This is a genomic window from Agromyces allii (genome assembly GCF_009749385.1).
GTDB classification, from domain to species: domain Bacteria; phylum Actinomycetota; class Actinomycetes; order Actinomycetales; family Microbacteriaceae; genus Agromyces; species Agromyces allii.
In genome coordinates this window covers 28069-51876 of record NZ_WBIN01000014.1, presented here as the reverse complement: position 1 = coordinate 51876, position 23808 = coordinate 28069, and the positions used below count along the sequence as shown (strand labels likewise).

Genomic DNA, 23808 nt, shown 5'->3' with positions numbered 1-23808 from the left:
CGACCGTCGCCGGTCGCCCATCCACGTATTCGAGAGTGCGGGGTTACGCCTCGACGAGGGACGTCTTGATGACGCTCGTGAAGAACGCGAGCCCGTCGATGCCGGAGCGCATGGCCGCGGCGGTGTCGGGGCCGAAGCCGGGCTCGACCGCGTGCTCGGGGTGCGGCATGAGGCCGACCACGTTGCCGCGCGCGTTCGTGATGCCGGCGATGTCGCGCATGGAGCCGTTGGGGTTCACGTCGACGTAGCGGAACACCACGCGACCCTCGCCCTCGAGCCGGTCGAGCGTGTCGGCGTCGGCGATGAATCCGCCCTCGCCGTTCTTCAGCGGGATGGTGATCTGCTGGCCGGCGTCGAAGCCGCTCGTCCAGTCGGTCGAGGTGTTCTCGACCGTGAGCACCTGGTCGCGGCAGATGAACGAGCCGTGATCGTTGCGGATCAGGCCGCCCTCGAGCAGGTGGGCCTCGGTGAGCATCTGGAAGCCGTTGCAGATGCCGAGCACCGGCATGCCGGCGTTCGCGGCAGACACGACCTCGGTCATGATCGGCGAGAGCGAGGCGATCGCGCCGCAGCGGAGGTAGTCGCCGTAGCTGAAGCCGCCGGGCAGGATCAGCGCGTCGACGCCTTCGAGGTCGTGCGAGCCGTGCCAGAGGGCGACGGGCTCGGCGCCCGCGAGGCGGACCGCGCGCTGTGCGTCGCGGTCATCGAGCGAGCCGGGGAAGGTGATGACGCCGATGCGCATGGGCGTCAGGCCTCGGGGCTCTCGTCGCCGAAGTCGATGTTCACGACGTCTTCGATGACCGAGTTCGAGAGGATCTCTTCGGCGATCTGCTGCACGTTCGCGCGCAGCGCGTCGTCGACGGGTCCGTCGACGGTGAGTTCGAAACGCTTGCCGATGCGCACGGAGGCGAACCCCGCGTGACCGGTGCGTGCGAGGGCGCCGGCGACGGCCTTCCCCTGGGGATCGAGCAGTTCGGCCTTGGGCATCACGTCGACGACGATGGTGGGCACCGCGGTTCTCCGTCCGGTGTCGAGGGGTGGTTTGCCTCGATTCTACCGGCCGCGGGCGTGCGCGCCGCACGGGCGCCGCGCCGAGGGGCGAACGGCGGCGCACCGGCATCCGCGATCCGGATCGTCGCAGGTTCGGTCGCCGATGCCGCTGCCGGTTGGGCGCGGGTTGTTCCGCGTGTATTATTCCGGATGGAATAACCAACGACGACCCGACATGCGAACAGAACGGAGGCGAACGGATGCCGCAGCTGAACCCGCTGGCCTTCTCGGCGCTCGCGATCCTGATCGACGCGCCGATGCATCCGTACGAGATGTACCAGCTCATGCTGGCCCGCAAGGAGGACCGTGTCGTCAAGGTGAGCGCCGGATCGCTCTACCGTGCCGTCGAGCGGCTCGCCCGTGACGGCCTCATCGTCGAGAGCGCGACCGAGCGCATGGGCAACCGACCCGAGCGCACGGTCTACACCGTGACCGAGGCCGGGCGTGCGGCGTTCGACGAGAGCCTCGAGGAGATGCTCGGGCGGCAGGTCAACGAGTTCCCCGAGTTCCCGCTCGCGGTCGGCGAGGCGCACAACCTCCCGGCCGAACGCGTCATCGAACTGCTCTCGACCCGGCTCGACGCCGTGCGCGACAACATCGCCTGGCACGACGTCGCCGTGGTGCGCATCGCCGACAAGGGCAAGCCCAAGTCCGTCGTGCTGAACGTCTACTACACGAGGGCGATGCTCATCGCCGAAGCCGACTGGCTCGCACAGACCATCGACGAACTCCGCTCGGGCGCCCTCGAGTGGCCGTCGACCACCGACTGACCCGTCTGAACCGACCGCATCGCGGTCCACTGGAGGCATACATGAACACCGAACGAAAGCCGTGGCCGGCGCTCTGGGCGCTCGTCATCGGCTTCTTCATGATCCTGGTCGACTCGACCATCGTCTCGATCGCGAACCCGGCCATCATGGCCGACCTGAACACCGACCTCACGATGGTGATCTGGGTCACGAGCGCGTACCTGCTCGCCTACGCCGTGCCGCTGCTCATCACCGGCCGTCTCGGCGACCGCTTCGGGCCGAAGAACCTCTACCTCGTCGGGCTCGTGGTCTTCACGCTCTCGTCGCTCTGGTGCGGGCTCTCGGGCGACATCGGAACCCTCATCGCGGCGCGCGTGGTGCAGGGCCTCGGCGCCTCGCTCATGACCCCTCAGACGATGGCGATCATCACCCGCATCTTCCCGCCGCAGCAGCGCGGTGCGGCCATGGGCCTCTGGGGCGCCGTCGCCGGTGTCGCGGCGCTCGTGGGCCCGATCCTCGGCGGCCTGCTCGTCGACTCCCTCGGCTGGGAGTGGATCTTCATCGTCAACGTGCCCGTCGGCGTGATCGGCTTCGTCCTCGCGTGGCGGCTGGTGCCGAAGCTCGAGACGCATGCGCACAGCTTCGACTGGCTCGGCGTGGTGCTCTCGGCGGTCGGCCTGTTCCTGCTCGTCTTCGGCATCCAGGAGGGCGAGACCTACGACTGGGGCACCATCGTCGGGCCGATCACGGTGTGGTCGCTCATCATCTCGGGCATCGTGGTGCTCATCGGCTTCGTGGTCTGGCAGCGGTTCAACCCGGCCGAGCCGCTGCTGCCGCTGGGGCTCTTCCGCGACCGCAACTTCTCGCTCGCGAACGGCGCGATCTCGCTCGTCGGCCTCGCGATGACGGCCATGCCGATGCCGCTCGCGTTCTACTACCAGATCGGTCGCGGGCTCGACCCGACGCAGGCGGCGCTCATGCTCGTGCCGATGGCCGTCGTGATGGGCATCGCCTCGCCGCTCGCCGGGCGCCTGAACGACCGCGTGAACCCGAAGTGGGTCGCGGTCAGCGGCTTCGCGATCGTGTCGCTCGGCCTCGTGCTCTTCGCCGTGCTGATGACGCCCGACGTCGAGCTCTGGGTGCTGCTGATCCCGTCGGCCCTGCTCGGCCTCGGCCAGGCCGGCGTCTGGTCGCCGCTCGCCTCGACGGCCACGCGCAACCTGCCGATGTCGCAGGCCGGCGCCGGCTCGGGTGTCTACAACCTCACCCGCCAGGTCGGCGCCGTGCTCGGTTCCGCCGCGATCGCCGCCCTGCTGAGCGCACGCCTCGCGGTCGAGCTGCCCGGGTTCGACCAGAACAGCGCGGGCGGTGGCGCGCTGCCGCCCGAGGCCGTCGAGGGCTTCACGGCCGCCATGAGCCAATCGCTGTGGCTCGCGGTCGGCGCGTTCGTCGTCGGCGCGTTCGTCGTGCTCTTCTTCGCCAAGCCCAAGGTCACGGTCGCGTGGGGCGAGCACAAGGGCGCCGCCTCCTGGTCGGATGCCGCGGGCGCGCCCACGACCGGATCGCTCACGGCCGTCGACTAGGCGTCCGATACCCGCCGGTCGCCGAGTGCAGACCGTCGGCCGAGGCGCGCTGCGCGCTCCTTGACCGGCGGCCGGCCGGCGTCGCGTCAGCGACGGGTGATCGCCCGCACGATGAAGACGACCGCGAGCAGGGCCGCGGCACCCACCGCGATCACGAGTCCGGGGTTCTCGCGGTACTTCTCCTGCACGAATCCGACGCCGTCGTCGACGATGCCGCGGCCGGAGTCGTAGGCCTGCCGGGCTTGGGCCTGAGCCGAGTCGAGTGCGTCGGCACTCGCGTCCTTGGCCTGCGACGCGGCCGACTTGAGGCCGTCGATCACGTCGTCGACGGTGTCCTTCGCGGTGTCGACGGCGTCGCCCGCCGCCTCCTTCGCCGCCGAGACCGCCGACTCGGCCGCACCGCGCGCGTTCTTCACGGCGTCCTGCGCGTTTTCGGCCGCCGACCCCGCGGCGTCCTTCACCTGGTCGGCCGCGTGCGCCGCGGCATCCGTCACCTGATCAGCGGTGTCGCGTGCCGTCGCCCGTGCTTCCGAGATGGTTCGCTCCGCGTCTGACATGGTGCCCTCCTGCCGTTCGGGAACGGGAGCCGGCTCGTGACGAGCGCTCGCCGTTCCGATGATCCGGCCATGGTAGGGCGCGCATCGGGGGAACGCCTGATCGGGGCGGTGGGGTTGTCACGGGGCGACGCGGGTGGTAACCGAGCCCCCTGCTACGCGAGCCCGGCGCGCTCGAGCAGCACCTGCTTGAGCACGTCGCGGGTCGCCGCCATGCCGCGGTGCACCTCTTCGAAGCTCGTCGAGAGCGGCGACAGGCCGATGCGGATGCCGCCGGGGTCGCGGTAGTCGGGAATCACGTCCTGCTGCCAGAGACGCGCCACGACCTCGCGCATCTCGGGGTGGAAGAGCGTGACGTGGCCGCCGCGCCGTTCGACGTCGTCGGGGGAGGCGAGGGTCACGCCGAGCGGCGCGAGCCAGTCGGCGGCGAGCGAGATCGCGTACTCGGTGAGGGCGATCGACTTCGCCCGGATCGCGGGCATGCCCGCCTCCTCGATCATCGCGAGCGTCTCCTGCATGGCGATCATGCCGACGACGGGCGCGGTGCCGCTGATGAAGCGCTGCATGCCGGGCGCCGGCCGGTACTCGGGCCCCATGAGGAACATGCCGGTCGTGCCCCACCAGCCTTGGATCGGCTGCTCGAGCACCTCCTGCAGGTCTTCGCGCACGTAGGCGAACGCCGGGGACCCGGGCCCGCCGTTGAGGTACTTGTACGTGCAGCCCACGGCGAGGTCGAAGCCCCACTCGTCGGCCTTCACGGGCACCGAGCCGGCCGAGTGGCAGAGGTCCCAGAGCACGAGGGCGCCGGCATCGTGGGCGATGCGCGTCAACTCGGGCGCGTCGGCGAGGTAGGCCGAGCGGTAGGCCACGTGCGAGATCACGACGAGCGCGGTCTGCGGGCCGACGACCGCGGCGAGCTGCTCGGGCGTCACGCCCGACGAGGTGTCGACCTCGATCCACCGCAGGGTCAGTCCGCGCTCCTTGGCGATGCCGTCGAGCACGTAGCGGTCGGTCGGGAAGTTGTCGGTGTCGAGCACGATCTCGCGGCGGGCGGGGTCGCGGGCGACCTGCGCGTCGACGGCCGCGCGCGCGAGCTTGTAGAGCAGCACGGTCGTCGAGTCGCCGATGACGGTCTGGCCCGCCTTGGCGTCGATCACGGCGCGGCCGATGCGGTCGCCGATCTCGTTCGGCAGGCGAAGCCAGGATTCGTCCCACCCGCGGATCAGGCGCCCGCCCCAGCTCTCGCGCAGGAACTCCTCGACGCGCCTGATCGCCGACTTCGGCGGGCGCCCGAGCGAGTTGCCGTCGAAGTAGACGAGGTCGGTGTCGGTCCCCTCGAACTTCGCCCGGTGATGCGCGAGCCCGTCGGAGCGGTCCATGCGCCGGGCGAACGCGAGCTGGGGGTCGAGCGTCACAGGGTCTCCAGTTCTTCGGCGGGCACGACGACGGCCGCGGCGAGCCACGCGGGCAGGTGGGCGAGCGTCGCGGGCGCGGGGTCGGCCGCGAACGTCACGACGCCCTCGGCGGGTTCGTCGCGCGGCCATGGGTCGGTCAGGGCTTCGAGCACTTCGGATGCCGCGAGCCCCGCCTCGGCGAGCAGCTCGAGCTCGCGGGCGTTGACGCCGAGCGGCTGGTCGCCGTTGCCGAGGTCGGTGCCGTAGAGCACGCGCCCGCCCGCGGCGTGGAATCGGCGGAGGTTGTCGACCGCGCGTTCGGCCTCGGGTGTGCGCTCGCCGTAGCCGGCGACGAACAGCGTCGAGATCCACCGCTGCCCGAGCGCGACGGCGCGGGCGATGAGCTCGTCGTCGACCCGTTCGGTGAAGGGCGTGTGCGCGAGCGCGTCGACCCCGGCCTCGACGGCCAGTCGGGTCATGCCCTCGCCTTCGACGTGGGCGACCACCGGCATCCGTCGTTCGTGTGCGGCCGCGACGATCGCGCCGAGCGTCGCGGCGTCGAACACGGGACCGGCCGAGGCGTTCAGCGCGACCTTGACGACGGATGCCCCGAACGCGTGCTGTTCGGCCACGGCCGCCTCGGCGGGCGAGGGCAGTGCGCCCCGCCCGTCGCCGTCGATGGGCGGCACCTCGCGCGCGCAGCCCTCGACGGCCCAGGTGCGACCGACCGGATACCCGCCGGGCGTCGTGAGGAACGCGCCCGCGAAATCGGTGCGGGGCAGGCCCTCGCGGCCGCGGGCCGCGGTCACCACGTCGAGCGGCGCGCCGAGGTCGACGACACCGGCGAGGTTGCCGCCCGCGAGCGCATCTGGGCTCACGAGCATGAGGTGCACGTGGTGGTCGACGAACGGCGGCAGCGCGACGCCCGTCTCGCCGGGATGCCCGCCGTTCAGCGACCGCCGCGCGCGAGCGGCGAGCGGGCCGAGGTCGAGCCGGGAGGAGTCGTCGAGCTGCGGCATCCGATCACCCCGGGATCTCGGTGCGCACGGCGTAGAGCTCGGGGAAGAACGTGAGCTCGAGCGCACGCTGCAGGAACGGCGCACCGCTCGACCCGCCCGTGCCCGGCTTCGAGCCGATGATGCGCTCGACGGTCTTCAGATGCCGGAACCGCCACAGCTGGAAGTTGTCCTCGAGGTCGACGAGCTCCTCGCACGTCTCGTACGCGGCCCAGTGCTGGTCGGTGTGCGCGTAGATCTGCGCGAAGACCGGCACGAGCTCCGGCACGAAGGTCCACGCCTGCGTGACGTCGCGCTCGAGCACCGACTCGGGGATCGGGTAGCCCGCGCGAGCGAGCAGCCGCAGGAACTCGTCGTAGAGGCTCGGCGTCTCGAGGGCCGTGGTCAGCATGGCGGTGGCGTCGGCATCCGCCTCGAAGACCTTCAGCATGCGGGCGTTCTTGTTGCCGAGCACGAACTCGACCGCACGGTACTGGTACGACTGGAACCCGCTCGCGTTGCCGAGCACCCCGCGGAACTGCGCGTACTCGGCCGGCGTCAGGGTCGCGAGCACCGACCACTGCTCGGTCAGCGTCTTCTGGATGTGCTTCACGCGCGCGACGCACTTGAGCGCCCGCGCGAGTTCGTCGGCCCGCAGCAGGTCGCGCGCGGTCTCGAGCTCGTGCAGCACGAGCTTCAGCCACAGCTCGGTGGTCTGGTGCTGGATGATGAACAGCAGCTCGTCGTGGTGCTCGGGCCGCGAGATCGGTCGCTGCGCACTGAGCAGCGTCGGCAGGTCGAGGTAGCCGCCGTAGCTCATGCGGTCGCTGAAATCGGTGACGACGGATGCCTCGATGCGGCGGGTGTTGCCTTCGACGCCGTCGCTCGCGCGATCGTCGACGCCGGCGTCGGGCTGCTCGGTACTCACACGTTCAGCCTAGCCGCGGGGTCTCGCCGGAGGCGGGTCGGGCGCGGCGGGCGCTCCCCCCGACCGGTAGAACCGGCGGTCTGCCCGCCGCACCGCATCCTTCTCCCCCAAGAAGGCCGTTCGGCTCAGAAATGGATGAAACGGAGCCGACCCTCCGAATCATATCCGATGTCGCGGCGTACAGTGAACCCCATGACATCGAGCGCCTCGCCCCGTCGCGATGCGCGACGCAATCACGAGCGGCTCCTCGCCGAGGCGAGGACCCTCTTCACCGAGCGCGGCATCGACGCGCCGCTCGACGAACTGGCCACGCGTGCAGGGGTCGGGCCCGGTACCGTCTACCGTCATTTCGCGAACCGCGATGCCCTGATCCGCGAGCTGTACGACGCGGGCGTCTCCGACCTGCACGGCCTCGCCCCAGGGATCCTCAGTGCCGAGACCGGCTGGCGCTCGATCGAGCTCTACCTCGAGCGCCTCGCCGAGTGGCTCGCGGCCTCGCCGTACGTGCCTGCGGTGATGCGGCGCATGGCCGACCTCGATCCGACGTACAAGCCGGGCACCGAGTTCGCCGAGGCGATCGCCGGAATGGTCGCCCGCGCGCAGGAGGAGGGCACCCTCCGGCCCGATGTCACGGCCGTCGACCTCAGCGTGCTCGTCGACATGCTCGGCAGCCTCGGGCAGTACGGCGGCGCCTACCTGCCGTTCTGGCGACGCCAGCTCACGATCGTGCTCGACGGGCTGCGTGCGCGGCCCGACAACACGCCCGTGCCGGGCGTCGGGCAGGAGTTCGACGAGTTCCACGACATGTCGCACGCCAAGGGGCCGAAGCCGTCGCACGACTGACGGGCGTAGGCAAAGCCTCCACGCGAAGCTGAGCAATCGTTGCTCATGGGCACCGTGCGCCACCTCGGTAGCTTCGCCGACATGAACAGAACGACCACCGCATCGACCAAGCGTCGCCCCAAGACGTCGACCCTCGTGGTCCTCGGCGTCGTCGCCATCGCCGGCTTCCTCCTGGCGGTCGGCGGCTTCACGGGCGCCGACCTCACCGCCGTCTTCCAGGGCGTCGAGAACGCCTTCGACGGCCCCCAGGGCCGACGGTTCTGAGGCGCGACCGATGATCGAGGTCAAGGGAGCGAACGGCGAACGCCTGCTCTTCGACGGCGCGAGCGTCGCGAAGTTCCGGCACAACGGCTTGGAGGAGGTCGCGCGCAATCCCGTGTCGACCTACCGCAGCATCCAGGTGAAGCACCGGCCCGGCAAGCGCGGCCGGCCCGACACCTACGAGGTGCTGCTCGCGATGGCGTCGTTCATGTCGCTCACGGTCGACGACGAGCAGAAGCCGCGGCTCGACGACCTCGTCGCCGCGCTCGACGGTTCCGGTACGCCTGCGCCCTGACCCGTGGCCTGACCCGTGGCCTGACCCGGTGGCCTACCCGGCTACGCTCCGGCGCGCACCTCGACGAGGTTCGCCCACGGGTCGTCGAACGCCAGGCTGCGGCCGTCGTCACGTGTCGCGACCTTGAAGTGCGACATCCGCTCGCCCAGCTCGCCGAGGTCGTCGGCGCTCGGCACGACGATCTCGACCTTGCCGAGGCCGAGCGCGAGACCGCGGCGACCCGCACCGCGGCTGCCCCACGTGTTCATGGCCATGTGGTGGTGGTAGCCGCCGGCCGAGACGAACAGCGCCTGGTCGCCCATGGCGGCGGTGGTCTCGAATCCGAGGCGGTCGACGTAGAACTCCCGCGCGCTCGCGATGTCGCCGACCGAGAGGTGCACGTGCCCGACGACCGCGTCGCCGATGCCCGTGCCGGATGCCGCGGCATCCGCCCCTCGCTGACCGAGGTGCTCGCGGAGGTACTCGTTGGGGTCGAGGTAGATCGTCGCCATCTCGATCTGGCCGTGCACCCAGCTCCAGCCGGAGCGGTCGCGGTCGAAGTAGAGCTCGACGCCGTTGCCCTCGGGGTCGGTGAAGTAGAACGCCTCGCTGACGAGGTGGTCGGCGCTGCCCGTGAAGGTGCCCGGGTAGCGCGAGGCGACCGAGTAGATCGCGGTCGCGAGCGCCTCGCGCGATTCGAAGAGCACGGCCGTGTGGTAGAGCCCCGCGTCGCGCGGCGAGGCGTGCTTGAGCTCGGGGGAGTGCTGCAGGATCACGACGGGCGTCGTGCCGCGGCCGAGCACGGCGACCGGGCCGTCGTGGCTCAGCACGTCGAGCGTGACGCCGTCGCGGTAGTAGCGGATCATGCCGTCGAGGTCGCCGACGCGCAGGGTCACGGCGCCCATGCCGGTGTCTGCGGCGAGCAGGCCGGCGCCGTTCGGGGTTCCATTAGTTGTAAGCACAACTAATAGTAACGCGGACGCCGGCCGGGTATTCCGCCGGAGGGCGAAATCCCCCTTGAACCGGCGTTCTCCGGGTCCATAGAGTGGAGGCCACACGCTCCGGGGGGATGCCGGGAGCATTCTTCGAGGGGGAACGAATCATGGGTATGGACAACCTGGTGCTCTACGTGGCGACGTACGACGACGCCGCGACGGCGACCGACGACTACCGACTCCTGAAGGACGCCCAGTCGGCCGACGACATCGAGGTCGTCTCGTCGGTCGTGCTGCGCCGCAGTGACGACGGCCGCGTCACCGTCGATGAGCACGGCACCGGCCAGGTCGCCGCCGGCGCGTGGATCGGCGGCGCCGCCGGCCTCGTCGTCGGATTGTTCTCCCCGCCGCTGCTCGCGGCCACGGCCATCGGCGCCGGCATCGGAGCGATCTCGGGCAAGCTGGCGAAGAAGCACGACGAGAAGAAGGTCGGGCTCGACCTCGAGCAGTACCTGCCCTCCGGCAGCTCCGCGATCGTCGCGGTCATCGACGACCGCTACCTCGATCGCATCGACAAGGCGCTCGGGCAGACCACCAAGAAGGTCGACAAGGTGATCGACCGCGACGACTTCGAGGCGCTCGAGAAGGCCATCAGCGAGGGCGGCGACAAGATCGCGAAGGCCATCGCCTCCTAGGCCCGACTGCTAGACGCTAGACGCCGAGACGGTCGAGCAGCTCGCGGTACTTCGCCGCGGTCTGCTCGACGATCTCGTGCGGGAGCGTCGGCGCGTGCTCGACGGCGGACTGGTCCCAGTTCGCGGCGAGCCAGTCGCGCACGATCTGCTTGTCGAAGCTCGCCATGCGACGCTCGGGCGTGGTCTCGGTCGCGTACGTCGCGGCATCCCAGTACCGGCTCGAATCGCTCGTGAGCACCTCGTCGCCGAGGGTCACGATGCCCGTCGCCCGGTCGGCGCCGAACTCGAACTTCGTGTCGGCGAGGATGAGCCCGCGCGACTCGGCGATGGCCTGCGCCTTGGCGAAGATCTCGAGCGAGAGCTCGCGCAGCTGGGCCGCGACGACCTCGCCCACGATCTCGACCGTGCGCTCGTAGCTGATGTTCTCGTCGTGCTCGCCGAGCGGCGCCTTCCACGCGGGCGTGAAGATCGGCTCGGGAAGACGGTCGCCGTTCGAGAGCCCCTCGGGCAGCGCGATGCCGCCGATGGCGCCCGTCTGCTGGTACTCCTTCCAGCCGCCGCCCGTGATGAAGCCCCGCACGACGCACTCGATCGGGAACATGTCGAGCGTGCGGCAGAGCGTCGCCCGGTCGGCGAGCTCGGCGGGCACCTCGGGCAGGCCGAGTGCCTGTAGCCGGTCGTCGAGCGGGTGCGCGAGGTGGTTCGGCACCTCGGGCAGCTGGTCGAACCACCAGCGCGTGAGCTCGGTGAGCATCGCGCCCTTGCCCGGGATCGCGGGCTCGAGCACCTCGTCGAACGCGCTCACGCGGTCGCTCGCGACCACGAGCACCACGGGCGAGAGCCGCAGCGGGTCGCCGGTCCACGTGTCGTCGTCGTCGAGCACCGAGGTCGGCACGTAGAGGTCTCGCACCTTGCCCGAGTAGACGTGGGTCCAGCCGGCGTACTCGGTGTCGCTCATGGTGCTTCCTTTGCTCTGGTTATTCGGCGACGCGCGCGGCGATGTCGGTGCGGTACTGGCCGCCATCGAGGCGCAGGTGGCCGAGCGCCTCGTAGGCGCGGCGACGGGCCTCGCCGAAGTCCTCGCCGACGGCGACGACGTTGAGCACGCGGCCCCCGGTCGCGAGCAGGGGCGGGTCGACGTCGGGCTCGGTCACCGCGCCGATGGCGGTCGCCGCATGCGCGATGTGCACACCGGGAACGGATGCCGCGGCATCCAGCCCCTCGATGGCCCGGCCCGTCTCGGGGGCCTCGGGGTAGCCCTCGCTCGCGAGCACGACCGTGACCGCGGCGTCGGGGCGGAACTCGGGGCGGGGCAGCTCGCCGAGCCCGCCCGTGGACGCGGCCAGCAGCAGGCCCGACAGCGGGGTCGCGAGTCGCGGCAGCACGACCTGGGTCTCGGGGTCGCCGAAGCGCGCGTTGAACTCGATCACGCGGATGCCGCGCGTCGTGAGGATGAGGCCCGCGTAGAGCAGCCCGATGAACGGGGTCTGCTCGTCGGCGAGCTGCTTCACGGTCGGCAGCGCGATGGTCTCGATGACCTCGTCGACGAACGCCTGCTCGCTGCCGAAGTCGGCGTCGAGCCACGGCAGCGGCGAGTAGGCGCCCATGCCGCCGGTGTTCGGACCCTGGTCGCCGTCGCGCAGGCGCTTGTAGTCCTGGGCGGGTGAGAGCGGCAGCACGTTCGTGCCGTCGGAGAGCAGGAAGAGCGAGACCTCCTGGCCGTCGAGGAACTCCTCGACGAGCACCGGCCCCTGCTGCAGGTAGTGGGTCGCGTGCGCGAGCGCCGCATCGCGGTCTTCGGTGACGAGCACGCCCTTGCCCGCCGCGAGGCCGTCGGCCTTCACGACGTACGGCGCACCGTACTCCTCGAGCGAGGCCTCGACGTCGGCGAGGTTCTCGGCGAGGCGCGCACGGCCGGTGGGCACGTTCGCCTCCTCCATGATGCGCTTCGCGAAGGTCTTCGAGCCCTCGAGCGCGGCCGCGGCCTTGCCCGGACCGAACACCGGGATGCCGCGCGTGCGGAGCGCATCGGCGACGCCCGCGACGAGCGGGGCCTCGGGGCCCACGATCACGAGGTCGATGTCGTTCTCGAGCGCGTAGTCGGTGACCACCGAGCGGTCGGTCGGGTCGAGCGCGATCGTCTCGACGCTGCCGCGGGCAGACGAGGTCGCGGATGCCGCGATGCCGGCGTTGCCCGGTGCGGCGACGATCTCGTGCCCGGCCTCCTCGTCGAGGAGCGCGAGGATGATGGCGTGCTCGCGCGCGCCCGAGCCGAGGATGAGGATTCGCACCGGTTCAGGCTACCCGATCGGGCCCGCGCCGCCCGCGGCGTGACGCCGCTCGCGCGCACTGCGGACGCGCACCGCCGACGAGCCCGGGCACCCCGTTCGCGCGCGGACGCAGATGGTCGCCTCGCGGCTCGAATGGCGACCACTCGCGTCCGCACGGTGGGCATCAGCAGGGCATCCGGCAGGGTCGGCGGTGTGCGGGAGGATGGAAGCATGGCACGAGCGAGGATCGGCGACGACGAAGGACGCGCGGCGGTGGCCGCCTGGCGGGCGGCATCCGGAGTCGCTGCCGGTGCGGCCGGCGGTGCTGCCGGTGACGGCGACTCGGCCGCAGACGGGTCGCCCGCGGCATCCGCCCCGACCGTGGTCGACCGCACGACCCTGGCGCTGGCCGTGCGCTACTCGCTGCAGCTGCTCGCCGAGCGCGCGCCCGGCGGCACCGTCGAGGTGCGGGTTCCGCCGTTCGCGGCCGTGCAGTGCGTCGAGGGCCCCAAGCACACGCGCGGCACCCCCCCCAACGTCATCGAGACGGATGCCGCGACGTGGCTGTCGCTGGCCACCGGCAGCCTCGCGTGGGCTGACGCCCGAGACGCGGGCCGCGTGCACGCCTCGGGCCAGCGCGCCGACCTCGAGGGCCTGCTGCCGGTGCTGCGCGGCTGAGCGCCTCACCGTCGTGATCGATGCAGGCGTGACGGCCTACGCCCAGAGGTGCCGAGGCGGCACCGCGTCCCACGGCCACGTCGCGGGTGCGCCGGCCTCGACGACCTTGTAGGTGGGCGCGCCACGGATGCAGAGCCCCCAGAAGCGGGTGCGCCCGCACGACTCGCACGTCAGGAAGCTCACGATCGTGAACTTCCGGTCGGACTCCGCGAGCGCAAGCATGTCGCCGAGCGGGACGTCGGCCCGCACGATGCGCATGCGTCCTTCCACGACACGTTCTTCGAGTGCCGCGGAGGTCTTCGCGATGTCGACGTCGTGCGGCGGAGTGCCGGCGTTGTGCACCAGAGCGGTGTCGCACGTCGCGCAGTCGGTTCCCATCCCGAAACTGTATCGACGCGTGGCGACTCCCGGCTCCAAGAGGTGCTCGCAGCGGTCTGGGATCAGGAGCCGGTGCTCGGCGCATGTCTGTGAGTCCCGACGGGCTCGCGGAGCGGTGTGGCAGGCTGCTGTGATGCTCTCACCGCAGACGCTGAGTGAACCCGATCGTCGCCTGGTCGCATCGTGGGCGGCCGACTGCGCCGAGCGCGTCCTGCCGTTGTTCGAGGCGGAGGCGCCCGACGACGATCGGCCCCGCGAGGGCATCGCGCGCACCAGAGCCTTCGCCCGAGGCGAACTCGATGCCGCCGGCCAGATCCGCATCCGGTTCGTCGCGGGCAGGGCCGCGCAGGCGGTGAGCTCGCCGGCTGCCGTCGCTGCTGCCCGGGCCGCCGCCCAAGCCGCCGGAGTCGCGCACATGGGCGCGCACGCGCTCGGCGCGGCCGCCTACGCCGCGAAGGCAGCGGGACTCGCCGCCCCCGATCGTCCGGAGGCCCTGCATGACGAGATCGCCTGGCAGCTCGATCACCTGACCGACGAGACGCGCTCGGCGTTGCTGCAGTTGCCCCTGCTCGGCACGGACTCGGCGGGCCCGCTCGGCTCGGGCTTGCTCGCGTCGGGCGTGCTCGGGTCGACGATCCGCGAGATCCAGGCTGCGCTCGGCGACGCGCCCACGCCGAATGGCGCCGCGCACTAGGCACCCTTTCCGCTGCCGCGCGAGCGCAGCGAGCGCAGGTACCTGCGCCGAGCCACGATCTGCGCGATGCGGAGCAGCGGGTGCAGCGACCGCCACGGTTGCTGCGGCGCGGGGCTCGTGAGCGAGCGGACGGTCAGGAACACATCGGCGCCCTCGCGATGGACGATGAACGCCTCCTCGCCCGACACCGGATGCCCCGGGAGCGTGCGGTACGCGAACCCCACGCGCGACGGAGTGATGACGACATCCGCCACCTCGATGGGCTCGCGCACGGTGATGCCGAGAACCCGAGCGGTGATCGTCAGGCTGGCACCGGATGTCACGGCGCGCGCGTCGTCGACGCGGAACCCGCTCCGCGTCTTCACCTTCCAATGCAGGATGTCGCGGCTCGCCCGCTCCCAGAAATCGTCGCCGCTGCCGATGCGCGCCGACACCTCGCTGCGGCGGAACCCGTCGGCGCCGCCCGCCGGCCAGATCGGCAGCTGCGGATGCGTCACGCTGCGCCCGTGCCAGGGCGCGCGGTGAGCATCGCGACGAGGTGGCGATCGCCCGGTCCGGTCATAGGCACACTCTTCCATGCGCGCCGAGGCCGGAAGACCGACCGATTCACCGAACCGGCAGCACAAGCGGCACGCCCGTGCGCGGGTGCTCGATCACGTCGACCGGCTGCCCGTAGACGGCCTTGATGCGGTCGGCCGTGAGCACGTCGGCCGGGGCGCCGTGGGCCACGACGCGACCTCGCTCGAGCAGGGTGATCTCGTCGGAGTAGGCCGCCGCGAGGTTCAGGTCGTGCAGCACGACGACGACCGCGTCGCCCTCGGCGGCCTGTGCGCGCGCGAGTCGCAGCACGTCCTCCTGGTGCCGCAGATCGAGGGCCGCGGTCGGCTCGTCGAGCAGCAGCACGGGGGAGCGCTGGGCGAGCACGCGGGCGAGCGCGACGCGGGCCTTCTCGCCGCCCGAGAGGTCGGCGACGGGGCGATCGGCGAGGTGCGAGACATCCGTCGCCGTCATGGCGCGCTCGATCTCGCGATCGTCGTCGTCTTCGGCGGAGGTTCGCGCCCACGGGTGGCGGCCCATCTCGACGATCTCGCGCGAGCGGAACGAGAAGGTCACGCTGTGCTCCTGCGTGAGCACGGCGCGCGTGCGGGCGAGCTCGCGCAGCGGCCAGTCGGCGAGCGGGCGATCCCGGAGGACGACCCTCCCGGAGGACGGCACGCGGTCGCCGGCCAGCACCGAGAGCAGGGTCGACTTGCCGGCCCCGTTCGGGCCGAGCAACGAGTGCACGCGTCCGGGAATCGCCGCGAACGAGACATCCGTCAGCAGGTGCGCACGATCGATCGTGACCGAGACGTTCTCGGCGACGAGGCTCATCGCCACCCTCCGGCACCCTTGCGCTGACGCCGGAGCAGCCAGAAGAAGAACGGGCCGCCCACGAGCGAGGTGAGCATGCCGATCGGCAGGTCGGCCATCGGAACGGCCGTGCGTGCGACGAGGTCGGCGACGAGCAGCAGCAGCGCGCCGCCGAGCGCGCTCGCCGCGATGAGGCCGCGATGGGCCGGGCCGATGACCATGCGCATGAGGTGCGGCACGATGAGGCCGACGAAGCTGATGATGCCCGCGAAGGCGACGGCGGCGCAGGTCAGCACGGCGACGAGCACGATCGAGACGATGCGCACGCGTTCGACGTTGACGCCCAGGTGGCGTGCGCTGCGCTCGCCGAGCGAGAACAGGTCGAGCTGCCGGGCGAGCACGAACGCGAACACGAGCGAAACCGCCACGAGCGGCGCGATGACGCCGATCTCCTGCCAGCGCGATCCGTTCAGCGATCCGAGCTGCCAGAAGATGATCTCCTCGCGGCTGGCGGTGTCGCCCAGGAACGTGAGCAGCGCGAGCCCGCCCGCGGCGAACGCGTTCACGGCGATGCCCGTGAGCACGAGCGTGACGACCTCGGTGCGTCCGCCCGAACGGCTCGCGAGGTAGACGACCATCGTCGTCGCGAGCCCCGCCAGGAACGACGCCCCGGCGGTCACCCAGTCGCTCGTCGCGGTCAGGCCGAAGACGATCGTGACCGCGGCGCCGAGTGCCGCGCCCGACGAGACGCCGACGACGCCCGGCTCGGCGAGCGGGTTGGCGAACACCGCCTGCATGATCGTTCCGGCGACCGAGAGGGCGGCGCCGATCAGGATCGCGGCGACGATGCGCGGGAACCGGATCGTCCAGAGCGCCGCGTCGACGTGCGGCGCCGTCGCCGGCGCGTCGCTCAGGCCGAGACCGCGCAGCAGGCTGTTCCACACCTCGCCGGGCGCGATCTGCAGCTGCCCCATGCCCGCCGAGACGAGCGCGAACACGACGAGCGCGACCGAGAGCCCCGTGAACAGGGCGACCCGTCGGCCCGTCGATCGTCGGGTCTCGAGCGGGGCGGATGTCGCGACGGCGGCGTCTGCGGAGGACTCGAGCCGAGTCATCCGTTGGTGCCGTCTGCAGTGTCGGGGCCGCTGTCGGATGCCGCGACCGCGGTCTGGGGCGCGTACACCGCCCGAGCGAGGGCGTCGACGACCGCCGGCGTGCGCGGCCCGAACCCGAGGATCTCGGTGTCGGCCATGTCGACGATGCGCCGGTGCTCGCCCGCTGGTGTGGCGGCGAGTGCGGGCAGGCGTTCGAGCAGCCCGTCGACGCCGCCGGTGGAGGCGAGGCCCTCGGTCATGACGAGCACGACGTCGGGGGCGGCCTGCACGAGGGCCTCGGCGGTGACGGGCCGCATGCCCTCCCAGCCGATCTCGCCGGCGACATCGAAGCCGCCGACCGCGTCGATGAGCGAGTCGGCGCCCGACTCCTCGCCGAAGAGGTAGTAGACGTTCGCGCTGCCGCGCACGTAGAGGAAGATCATGCGGGGCCGGTCGGCCGGGTCGGCCGGGATCGACGCCTCGATCGGCAACGTGACGGCCGTGAGGTCGGAATCGATCGCGGACTTCAGCAGCTCGGCGCGCTCGGGCACGCCGAGCGCGGCGGCGATCTGGTCGACGAGCTCGCCGATGTTCTCGACGCTGCGCTCCTTCGTGACGATGACCACCGGGATGCCGGCGTCGCGCAGCTGCGCGAGCGCGTCGCGCGGACCGAGCGTCGTGTCGGTGATGACGACCGTCGGAGCGAGCGAGAGCACGGCCTCGGCCGACAGCGTGTGGCCCTCCTGGGTGACCTCGGGCAGGCCGGCGGCCTCGGCGAAGCCGGTCGAGGAGTCGCGGCCGACGACCTGGTCGCCGAGGCCGAGGCTGAAGACGGTCGCGGCGATCGTGCCGGTGATGTCGAGCGGCAGGATGCGCTCGGTCGAGTCGACGGTGACCTCGACGCCGTCGACGCCGGTCACGGTCAGGGGCACGGCGGATGCCTCGTCGGACTCGATGACCGGGAGGCTGGTGTCGGCGAGGCAGGCCGTCGACGGGCCGTCGATCGTGCGCACGTCGGCGGCGAGGTCGAGTTCGTCGAACGGGGTGGAGGCGCCGGGGCACTCGGCTTCGGCGGATGCGCCGTCGGCGGAGGTGCCTGCGCCCGAATCGCTGCCGGGGGTCGCGCAGCCCGTGAGCGACAGCGCCACGAGTGCCGCGAGCGCCGTGAGGGCGGTGCGCGCAGTTCGAATCTTCGTCATCTTAAGGTTAGCCTTACCTCACCTTGCGCGGTGAGTATTCGTCCGCATATGTTAGATGAGCCTAACCTAACTTCAGGCATCCCCCTCACCCGCTGCTTCGCCTCGGAACCCCTGGTTTCGTCGCGCTCGCGCGCCGACCCGGAGGTCCGCGTCTTGACGTCGCAACTGCCCACAGCTCCGCCGCCCGAAACCGAGATCGGCGGCCGACCCCGGCGCCGGCGTTGGCTCGCGGCCATCCTCGCCGCGGCGCTCGCGTTCGGAGGCTCCGTCACGGCCGCCGCTCCGGCCTTCGCCGACGGCGCGCCGACGGTCACGGTGACCGAGGCGCCCCGCGAGGGTGGAACGGTCACGGTCGCCGGCAGCGGATTCAAGGCCGACGGCACGGGCATCTACGTCGGCATCGGCTCCGCGGCATCCGCGGGCTTCTACACCGCGAGCATCACCGAAGCCGGAACGGTCTGGGTGGCGACCGGCCTGGCATCGACCGCGACCCGTGCGCCGATGAACGCCGACGGCTCCTTCTCGCTCGAGCTCGCGGTTCCCGCAGCGGGCGACACCGAGCTCGCCGTGTTCACCTCCCGCGCGCACGGCGGCGGCATGATGGGCGATCTGACCCAGGACACGAAGACCCCGGTGGCCTACGCCGCCGCTCCCGAGGAGCCTGGCACTGAGGAGCCGGGCACTGAGGAGCCGGGCACTGAGGAGCCGGGCACTGAGGAGCCGGGCACTGAGGAGCCGGGCACTGAGGAGCCGGGCACTGAGGAGCCGGGCACTGAGGAGCCGGGCACTGAGGAGCCGGGCACCGAGGAGCCGGTCGCCGCGGCGCCGTCGATCGTCGTGTCGAAGGTGGACGGGCTCGACCCGCACGGCGAGACCGTCACGATCACGGGTTCCGGATTCGTCCCGAACGGCGCAGCGACCACGGGCACCCGTCCGCCGCTCGCAGGCAAGTTCACGGGCACGTACATCGCCTTCGGCGCCTTCGCCGATGTCTGGGCGCCGAGCACGGGTGCCGTCGGCGCGACCCGGCCTGCCGCCGAGGTGAGGTGGGGCGTGCACGAGGCCGATCTCGCGACGATCGGCGGTGCCTCCAAGGGCGGCATCGTCATCGCAGAGGACGGCACCTTCGAGACGACGCTGACCGTCTCGTACGACTACGCGGGCGCGCTCGCCGACGGCAACTACGGCATCTACACCTACCCGGGCGGCGGCGCCAAGAACGCCGAGTTCGAGACCTTCACGCCGATCACCTTCAAGCCGGGCGTCTTCGTCTCGAAGACGGCCGATCTCGACCCCTTCGGCGACACGGTCACGGTCAAGGGCGTCGGCTTCACGCAGACCGCGGCGACCACCGGAGCCCGTCCGCCGCTCGCCGGCAAGTTCAGCGGCGCCTACGTCGCGTTCGGCGCGTTCGCCGACGCCTGGGCGCCGAGCACCGGCGCGGCCGCGGCGACCAGGCCCACCGGTGACGTCAAGTGGGGCGTGCACGCGGCGGACCTCGCGACGATCGGCGGCGCCAACGCCGGCGGCATCGTCATCGACGCGGACGGCACCTTCGAGACCGAGCTCCACGTGAGCGCCGCCTACGCGAACCTCAAGGCCGACGGCACGTACGGCATCTACACCTACCCGGGCGGTGGCGCGAAGTACGCCCCGTTCGAGACCGCGACCACCGTCTCCTTCGCTCCCAAGGTGACGGTCTCCAAGACGAGCGAACTCGACCCGGCAGGCGAGACCGTGACGGTCCGCGGCGCGGGCTTCCTTCCCGCCGGCTCCGCGACGACCGGCACCCGCCCGCCGCTGGCGGGCAAGTTCACGGGCGCCTACGTCGTCTTCGGCTCGTTCGCCGACGGCTGGCAGCCGAGCACCGGCGGTGCGAGCGCGCTCCGCAAGGTCGACGCCCAGAAGTGGGCCGTGCAGGACGCCGAACTCGCGACGATCGGCGGCGCGAACGCCGGCGGCATCGCGATCGGCACCGGCGGCACCTTCGAGACCACGCTCACCGTGCGCGAGTTCGAGGGCGCGCTCGCGAACGGCAGCTATGGCGTCTACACCTATCCGGGCGGTGGCGCGAAGTACGCCCCGTTCGAGACCGCGACACCGCTCGAGTTCGCCGAGCCGGTACCGGTCGCGGACCCGAAGTTGACGGTGTCGCCGTCGACGGATGTCGATTCGACGGTGTCGAACACGTTCACTGTCTCCGGCACGGGCTTCATCGGTGACGGCGCGAAGAACGGCGCGTACGTGCTGATCGGTGAGGAGGGCGTGTGGGACGGCAGCGGGCCGCTGCCGTCGACCGGGTGGCTCGTGCAGGGCTGGGTGATGCCGCAGCAGATCACGGACGGCGCGTTCACGACGACGCTGACGGTTGCTGCCGGCAAGCTCGACCCGGCGAAGCGCTATGTGGTCGCATCGTCCGCGGCGCACGGTCTGTCGGTCACGGACCGCACGCTCGATGCATTCGCACCCATCACGGTCGCCCAGGTGGCGCCGGTGATCGACCCGAAGCTGACGGTGTCGCCGTCGACGGATGTCGATTCGACGGTGTCGAACACGTTCACGGTCTCCGGCACGGGCTTCATCGGCGACGGCGCGAAGAACGGCGCGTACGTGCTGATCGGTGAGGAGGGCGTGTGGGACGGCAGCGGGCCGCTGCCGTCGACCGGGTGGCTCGTGCAGGGCTGGGTGATGCCGCAGCAGATCACGGACGGCGCGTTCACGACGACGCTGACGGTTGCTGCCGGCAAGCTCGACCCGGCGAAGCGCTATGTGGTCGCATCGTCCGCGGCGCACGGCCTGTCGGCCACCGACCGCACGCTCGATGCGTTCGCACCCATCACGGTCGCGTCCATCGTGCCGACCGGGCCGACCCTCTCGGTGACCCCGTCGACGAATGTCGACGGCACGGTCTCGAACACGTTCACGGTCACCGGCGCCGGCTACACCGGATTCGGCGCGTCGCAGGGCGTCTACGTGCTCATCGGCGAAGACGGCATCTGGAGCGGCGAAGGCCCCCTGGTCGCCGACGGATGGCTCGCTCAGGGCTGGGTGATGCCGCAGCAGATCGTGGGCGGCACGTTCTCCACCACGCTGACGGTGACGGCCGGCAAGTTCGATTCGGCCAAGGACTACGTCGCGGCGTCCTCCGCGGCCCACGGCCTGTCGGTCACCGACCGGAGCATGGATGCGTTCGCTTCGATCACCGTGGCGAGCGGCACCGTCGATCCCGTCGATCCCGTCGATCCCGAGGTCCCGGTCGACCCGAGCGTCCTGAAGCTCGTCGTCTCGCCCTCGAAGGACCTCGACGGGGCGAAGTCGAACGTGCTCACGGTCACGGGCTCCGGCTACACGGGCGCGTCGGCCGCGCAGGGCGTCTACGTCGTGTTCGGCGAGAAGTCGGTCTGGGCCGGCAACGGTCCGCTCCCGGCCGACGGCTGGATCGCACTCGAGTGGGTGCGCCCCGACCAGATCTCGAAGGGCGCATTCACGGTGAAGGTCACCGTGCCCGCGGGCAAGCTCGACGCGGCGCGCTCCTACGTCGTGGCCACCTCGGCCGCGCACGGCCTGTCGCAGACCGATCGCAGCCTCGACGTGTTCGCCCCGGTGACGGTGAAGGCCGGCACGAAGCCGGATCCGACGACGCCGACGGAGCCCACCACGCCCACGAAGCCGACCACGCCTCCCGTCGTGGCCCCAGGCACGTCCGTCGACGGCGGTTCGCTCAGCTGGGGCGTCTCGGAGCGATTCGTCGCGTACATCGGCGGCCCGATCGCCAACGGCAGCATCACCGTGAGCGGTGCGACGCGTTCGGGCGGTGCGTTCCAGTTCGGCCAGTCGGGCGGCGACTACAACGCCGGCACGGGTCGCGGCACCGCGGAGTACTCGGGGTCCGTGAGCTTCCGAGGCCATGGCGGACTGCTCGACCTGACCTTCGCCGACCCGGTGCTCCGCGTCACCTCGCCGCAGTCCGGCGTGCTGAGCGTGGCCGTCAACGGGTCGCGCGTCGACCTGGCGAGCGTCGACCTCGGCGCCGCGTCGACGAGCGTGCAGAACGGTGCGACCCGCTTCGCGAACGCGCCGGTGTCGCTGCTCGCCACGGGCGTGTCCGCCTTCGACGGCTTCTACGGAGCGGGCCAGGTGCTCGCACCGCTGACGGCCGTGATCGGGTCGCCCGCTGCGGCACCGGCCGGCGACAGCGGCACCGTGGTCTCCGCGGCCTCGACCGCGACGGCGAGCACCAAGCGCGACATCCCCGCGACGCCCCCGGCCACGACGGGCATCGTGCTCGACACCGCGACCCTCGCCGCCCTCGGCGCGGGCGAGACGGTCACCGTGACCGCCGCCGGTTTCGAGGCGAACGAGGAGGACATCGCCGCGGTCGTGTACTCCACGCCGATCGTGCTCGCCGACGACCTCTCGGCCGATGCCGCGGGCAACGTGACGTGGACGGGAAGCATCCCGGCCTCGCTCGAGCCCGGCGTGCACACGCTCACCTTCCAGGGGTCGACAAACGTCGGTGTGGAGTTCACGGTTCCGGTCGAGAAGGCCGGCGTCTGCAAGGTGACGGCCGGAAGCCTCGACTGGGGCTTCAAGGAGTCGTTCCGCAGCTACCTGACGAGCGGCATCGCCAACGGCGACTGGACGCTCTCGGGCACGACCGAGGACGCGGGCGTGTTCACGTTCGTCGACGGATCGGGCTCGCTCGACGAGTCCGGTCGCGGCGTGCTCGCCTACACCGGTGCGGTCGAGTTCACGGGCCACGACGGCGCACTCGACACGACCATCGCGAACCCGAAGGTCGAGCTCGACGGCGACGGCGGCGCGTTCCTGCTCCTCGACGTCACCGGCACCACGCAGGACGGCCAGCCGATCGACCTGAAGTCGGTGCGGTTCGCCGAACTCGAGCTCGGCGACGGCGTCGCGGTGGTCGACGGCGTGCTGAACGGCGAGGCGACCGCGGTGCTCACCGCCGACGGCTCGGCCGCGTTCGGCACCTACCCGGCCGGCGAGGCGCTCGACCCGGTGTCGTTCACCGCCACGGTCTCGAGCGACTGCGTCGTGGCCGCACCGGCCGCCGTCGAGGCCGTCGAGGCCGACTCGGAGTCCGCCGAGACCGAGGCGGTCGAGCCGATCAGCGAGACCGGATCCACCTGGTGGATCTGGGCGCTCTCGGCCGCGCTGCTGGTGATCGTGCTCGCGATCATCGCGGTGCTCGTCATCCGCTCGCGTCGCAACTCGACCGAGAGCTGACACCGAACCGCCACGCCGGGCCGTCGACCTCACCTGGTCGGCGGCCCGGCGTCGTCTTCGGTGTTCGGATGCCGCGCGGCGGGCGTTCAGCCGCATGCGCGACAATGGTGGGGTGAGCAACGCCCCCATCCCCGCCGAGCCGAACGACTCCGCGGCCCCCGCAGCCGTCGAGCCGATCATCGTCGAGCCCACCGCACCCGTGCCGGCACCCGAGATCCTCATCGAGACCGAGGTCACGAGCGACACCGTGACCGTGCGGCGCGCGCCGAAGTACGGTCGGTTCATGACGCTCGGCGCCGGTCTCGGCGCGATCGTCGCGCTCGTGCTCACGCTCGCGTTCACCCCGACCCAGAGCGAGATCGAGCCCCTCGGGGTCGACGGCGGCCAGGTGTTCGGCTTCCTGCTGCTGATCTGCGCGTCGATCGGCGTCGCACTGGGCGCGCTCGTCGCCCTCGCGTTCGACCGCGCACTGGCCAAGCGCACGGCCTCGGTCGCCGTCGAGCACGAGGTCGCGCACCGCGTCGACGAGACGCCGTAGCGCTCACCGCCCGGTACGACGAAGGCCGCCCCGAGATCGGGGCGGCCTTCGTGCATTTCGCCGGGCACGCGACATCCGGATGCCGCGTGCCAGGCG

The 23808-nt window shown here is 71.5% G+C and carries 24 protein-coding genes; 10 read left to right on the top strand and 14 right to left on the bottom strand.

The features are described 5' to 3' along the window. Window positions 1-43: 43 nt before the first annotated feature. Both purQ and purS read right to left on the bottom strand, forming a co-directional pair. Window positions 44-742 (bottom strand): phosphoribosylformylglycinamidine synthase subunit PurQ, encoded by a 699-nt coding sequence (purQ, locus tag GQR16_RS17230; RefSeq protein ID WP_157416402.1) that lies wholly within the window; start codon window positions 740-742, stop codon window positions 44-46. Between the two features lie 5 nt (window positions 743-747). Then, complete coding sequence (purS, locus tag GQR16_RS17225) at window positions 748-1011, bottom strand: phosphoribosylformylglycinamidine synthase subunit PurS (protein ID WP_170298550.1); 264 nt, start codon at window positions 1009-1011, stop codon at window positions 748-750. A 239-nt stretch (window positions 1012-1250) separates the two neighbouring features. On the opposite strand from purS, the gene GQR16_RS17220 reads away from it, so the two are divergent. Further along, window positions 1251-1820, top strand: coding sequence for a PadR family transcriptional regulator (locus GQR16_RS17220; protein ID WP_157416401.1), 570 nt, complete (start codon window positions 1251-1253; stop codon window positions 1818-1820). Window positions 1821-1861: 41 nt separating this feature from the next. Next, window positions 1862-3382, top strand: coding sequence for a DHA2 family efflux MFS transporter permease subunit (locus GQR16_RS17215; RefSeq protein ID WP_157416400.1), 1521 nt, complete (start codon window positions 1862-1864; stop codon window positions 3380-3382). Between the two features lie 86 nt (window positions 3383-3468). Here GQR16_RS17215 and GQR16_RS17210 read toward each other — a convergent pair whose 3' ends face one another. The 4 genes from GQR16_RS17210 to kynA all read right to left on the bottom strand — a co-directional run bounded on the left by GQR16_RS17210 (window position 3469) and on the right by kynA (window position 7253). Beyond that, a complete protein-coding gene (locus GQR16_RS17210) occupies window positions 3469-3939 on the bottom strand; it encodes a hypothetical protein (RefSeq protein ID WP_157416399.1) in 471 nt (156 codons plus the stop codon). 152 nt (window positions 3940-4091) lie between these two features. Continuing rightward, window positions 4092-5315, bottom strand: a complete 1224-nt coding sequence (locus tag GQR16_RS17205; protein WP_157416464.1) for a kynureninase — start codon at window positions 5313-5315, stop codon at window positions 4092-4094. A gap of 32 nt (window positions 5316-5347) precedes the next feature. Then, the gene (locus GQR16_RS17200; protein ID WP_157416398.1) at window positions 5348-6349 is read right to left on the bottom strand and encodes an amidohydrolase family protein; all 1002 of its coding nucleotides are present in this window, start codon (window positions 6347-6349) and stop codon (window positions 5348-5350) included. 4 nt (window positions 6350-6353) lie between these two features. Further along, window positions 6354-7253 (bottom strand): tryptophan 2,3-dioxygenase, encoded by a 900-nt coding sequence (kynA, locus tag GQR16_RS17195; RefSeq protein ID WP_157416397.1) that lies wholly within the window; start codon window positions 7251-7253, stop codon window positions 6354-6356. Window positions 7254-7445: 192 nt separating this feature from the next. Between kynA and GQR16_RS17190 the strand changes: the two genes are divergently transcribed. The 3 genes from GQR16_RS17190 (at window position 7446) to GQR16_RS17180 (ending at window position 8652) form a co-directional block, all read left to right on the top strand. Continuing rightward, window positions 7446-8096 (top strand): TetR/AcrR family transcriptional regulator, encoded by a 651-nt coding sequence (locus GQR16_RS17190; protein WP_170298549.1) that lies wholly within the window; start codon window positions 7446-7448, stop codon window positions 8094-8096. A gap of 81 nt (window positions 8097-8177) precedes the next feature. Beyond that, a complete protein-coding gene (locus tag GQR16_RS17185) occupies window positions 8178-8360 on the top strand; it encodes a hypothetical protein (RefSeq protein WP_157416395.1) in 183 nt (60 codons plus the stop codon). A gap of 10 nt (window positions 8361-8370) precedes the next feature. Then, a complete protein-coding gene (locus tag GQR16_RS17180) occupies window positions 8371-8652 on the top strand; it encodes a hypothetical protein (protein WP_157416394.1) in 282 nt (93 codons plus the stop codon). Between the two features lie 41 nt (window positions 8653-8693). Here GQR16_RS17180 and GQR16_RS17175 read toward each other — a convergent pair whose 3' ends face one another. Beyond that, window positions 8694-9536, bottom strand: coding sequence for a VOC family protein (locus GQR16_RS17175; RefSeq protein ID WP_157416463.1), 843 nt, complete (start codon window positions 9534-9536; stop codon window positions 8694-8696). 197 nt (window positions 9537-9733) lie between these two features. Here GQR16_RS17175 and GQR16_RS17170 point away from each other — a divergent pair, with 197 nt between their 5' ends. Continuing rightward, window positions 9734-10261, top strand: coding sequence for a DUF1269 domain-containing protein (locus tag GQR16_RS17170; RefSeq protein ID WP_157416393.1), 528 nt, complete (start codon window positions 9734-9736; stop codon window positions 10259-10261). A 16-nt stretch (window positions 10262-10277) separates the two neighbouring features. On the opposite strand, the gene GQR16_RS17165 is transcribed toward GQR16_RS17170, so the two are convergent. Beyond that, entirely contained in the window at window positions 10278-11219 is a 942-nt protein-coding gene (locus GQR16_RS17165; protein WP_157416392.1) for a phosphoribosylaminoimidazolesuccinocarboxamide synthase, read from the bottom strand. Window positions 11220-11238: 19 nt separating this feature from the next. Then, entirely contained in the window at window positions 11239-12552 is a 1314-nt protein-coding gene (gene purD / locus GQR16_RS17160; RefSeq protein ID WP_157416391.1) for a phosphoribosylamine--glycine ligase, read from the bottom strand. 210 nt (window positions 12553-12762) lie between these two features. On the opposite strand from purD, the gene GQR16_RS17155 reads away from it, so the two are divergent. Beyond that, window positions 12763-13209 carry a sterol carrier family protein gene (locus GQR16_RS17155; RefSeq protein WP_157416390.1) on the top strand — a complete coding sequence of 149 codons (447 nt, stop codon included), beginning with the start codon at window positions 12763-12765 and terminating at the stop codon, window positions 13207-13209. 36 nt (window positions 13210-13245) lie between these two features. Here GQR16_RS17155 and GQR16_RS17150 read toward each other — a convergent pair whose 3' ends face one another. Further along, on the bottom strand, window positions 13246-13587 hold the full coding sequence (locus tag GQR16_RS17150; RefSeq protein ID WP_157416389.1) for a hypothetical protein: 342 nt from the start codon (window positions 13585-13587) through the stop codon (window positions 13246-13248). Between the two features lie 133 nt (window positions 13588-13720). Between GQR16_RS17150 and GQR16_RS17145 the strand changes: the two genes are divergently transcribed. Then, complete coding sequence (locus GQR16_RS17145; RefSeq protein ID WP_157416388.1) at window positions 13721-14281, top strand: putative immunity protein; 561 nt, start codon at window positions 13721-13723, stop codon at window positions 14279-14281. Here GQR16_RS17145 and GQR16_RS17140 read toward each other — a convergent pair. From GQR16_RS17140 to GQR16_RS17125, 4 genes are all read right to left on the bottom strand, one after another. Further along, window positions 14278-14778, bottom strand: a complete 501-nt coding sequence (locus GQR16_RS17140; protein WP_246200911.1) for a DUF1990 domain-containing protein — start codon at window positions 14776-14778, stop codon at window positions 14278-14280. The two genes, GQR16_RS17145 and GQR16_RS17140, sit on opposite strands and share 4 nt — an antisense overlap. Window positions 14779-14887: 109 nt before the next feature. Then, a complete protein-coding gene (locus GQR16_RS17135; RefSeq protein ID WP_157416386.1) occupies window positions 14888-15652 on the bottom strand; it encodes a heme ABC transporter ATP-binding protein in 765 nt (254 codons plus the stop codon). Continuing rightward, on the bottom strand, window positions 15649-16746 hold the full coding sequence (locus GQR16_RS17130) for a FecCD family ABC transporter permease (RefSeq protein WP_157416385.1): 1098 nt from the start codon (window positions 16744-16746) through the stop codon (window positions 15649-15651). Before GQR16_RS17130 ends, GQR16_RS17135 begins: the two co-directional genes overlap by 4 nt. Continuing rightward, window positions 16743-17924, bottom strand: coding sequence for a heme/hemin ABC transporter substrate-binding protein (locus GQR16_RS17125; protein WP_157416384.1), 1182 nt, complete (start codon window positions 17922-17924; stop codon window positions 16743-16745). The genes GQR16_RS17130 and GQR16_RS17125 overlap by 4 nt, the downstream gene beginning before the upstream one ends. 153 nt (window positions 17925-18077) lie before the next feature. Between GQR16_RS17125 and GQR16_RS17120 the strand changes: the two genes are divergently transcribed. Continuing rightward, complete coding sequence (locus GQR16_RS17120) at window positions 18078-23174, top strand: HtaA domain-containing protein (RefSeq protein ID WP_157416383.1); 5097 nt, start codon at window positions 18078-18080, stop codon at window positions 23172-23174. 112 nt (window positions 23175-23286) lie between these two features. Next, window positions 23287-23712, top strand: coding sequence for a hypothetical protein (locus GQR16_RS17115; protein WP_246200910.1), 426 nt, complete (start codon window positions 23287-23289; stop codon window positions 23710-23712). The last annotated feature ends 96 nt before the right edge of the window (window positions 23713-23808 follow it).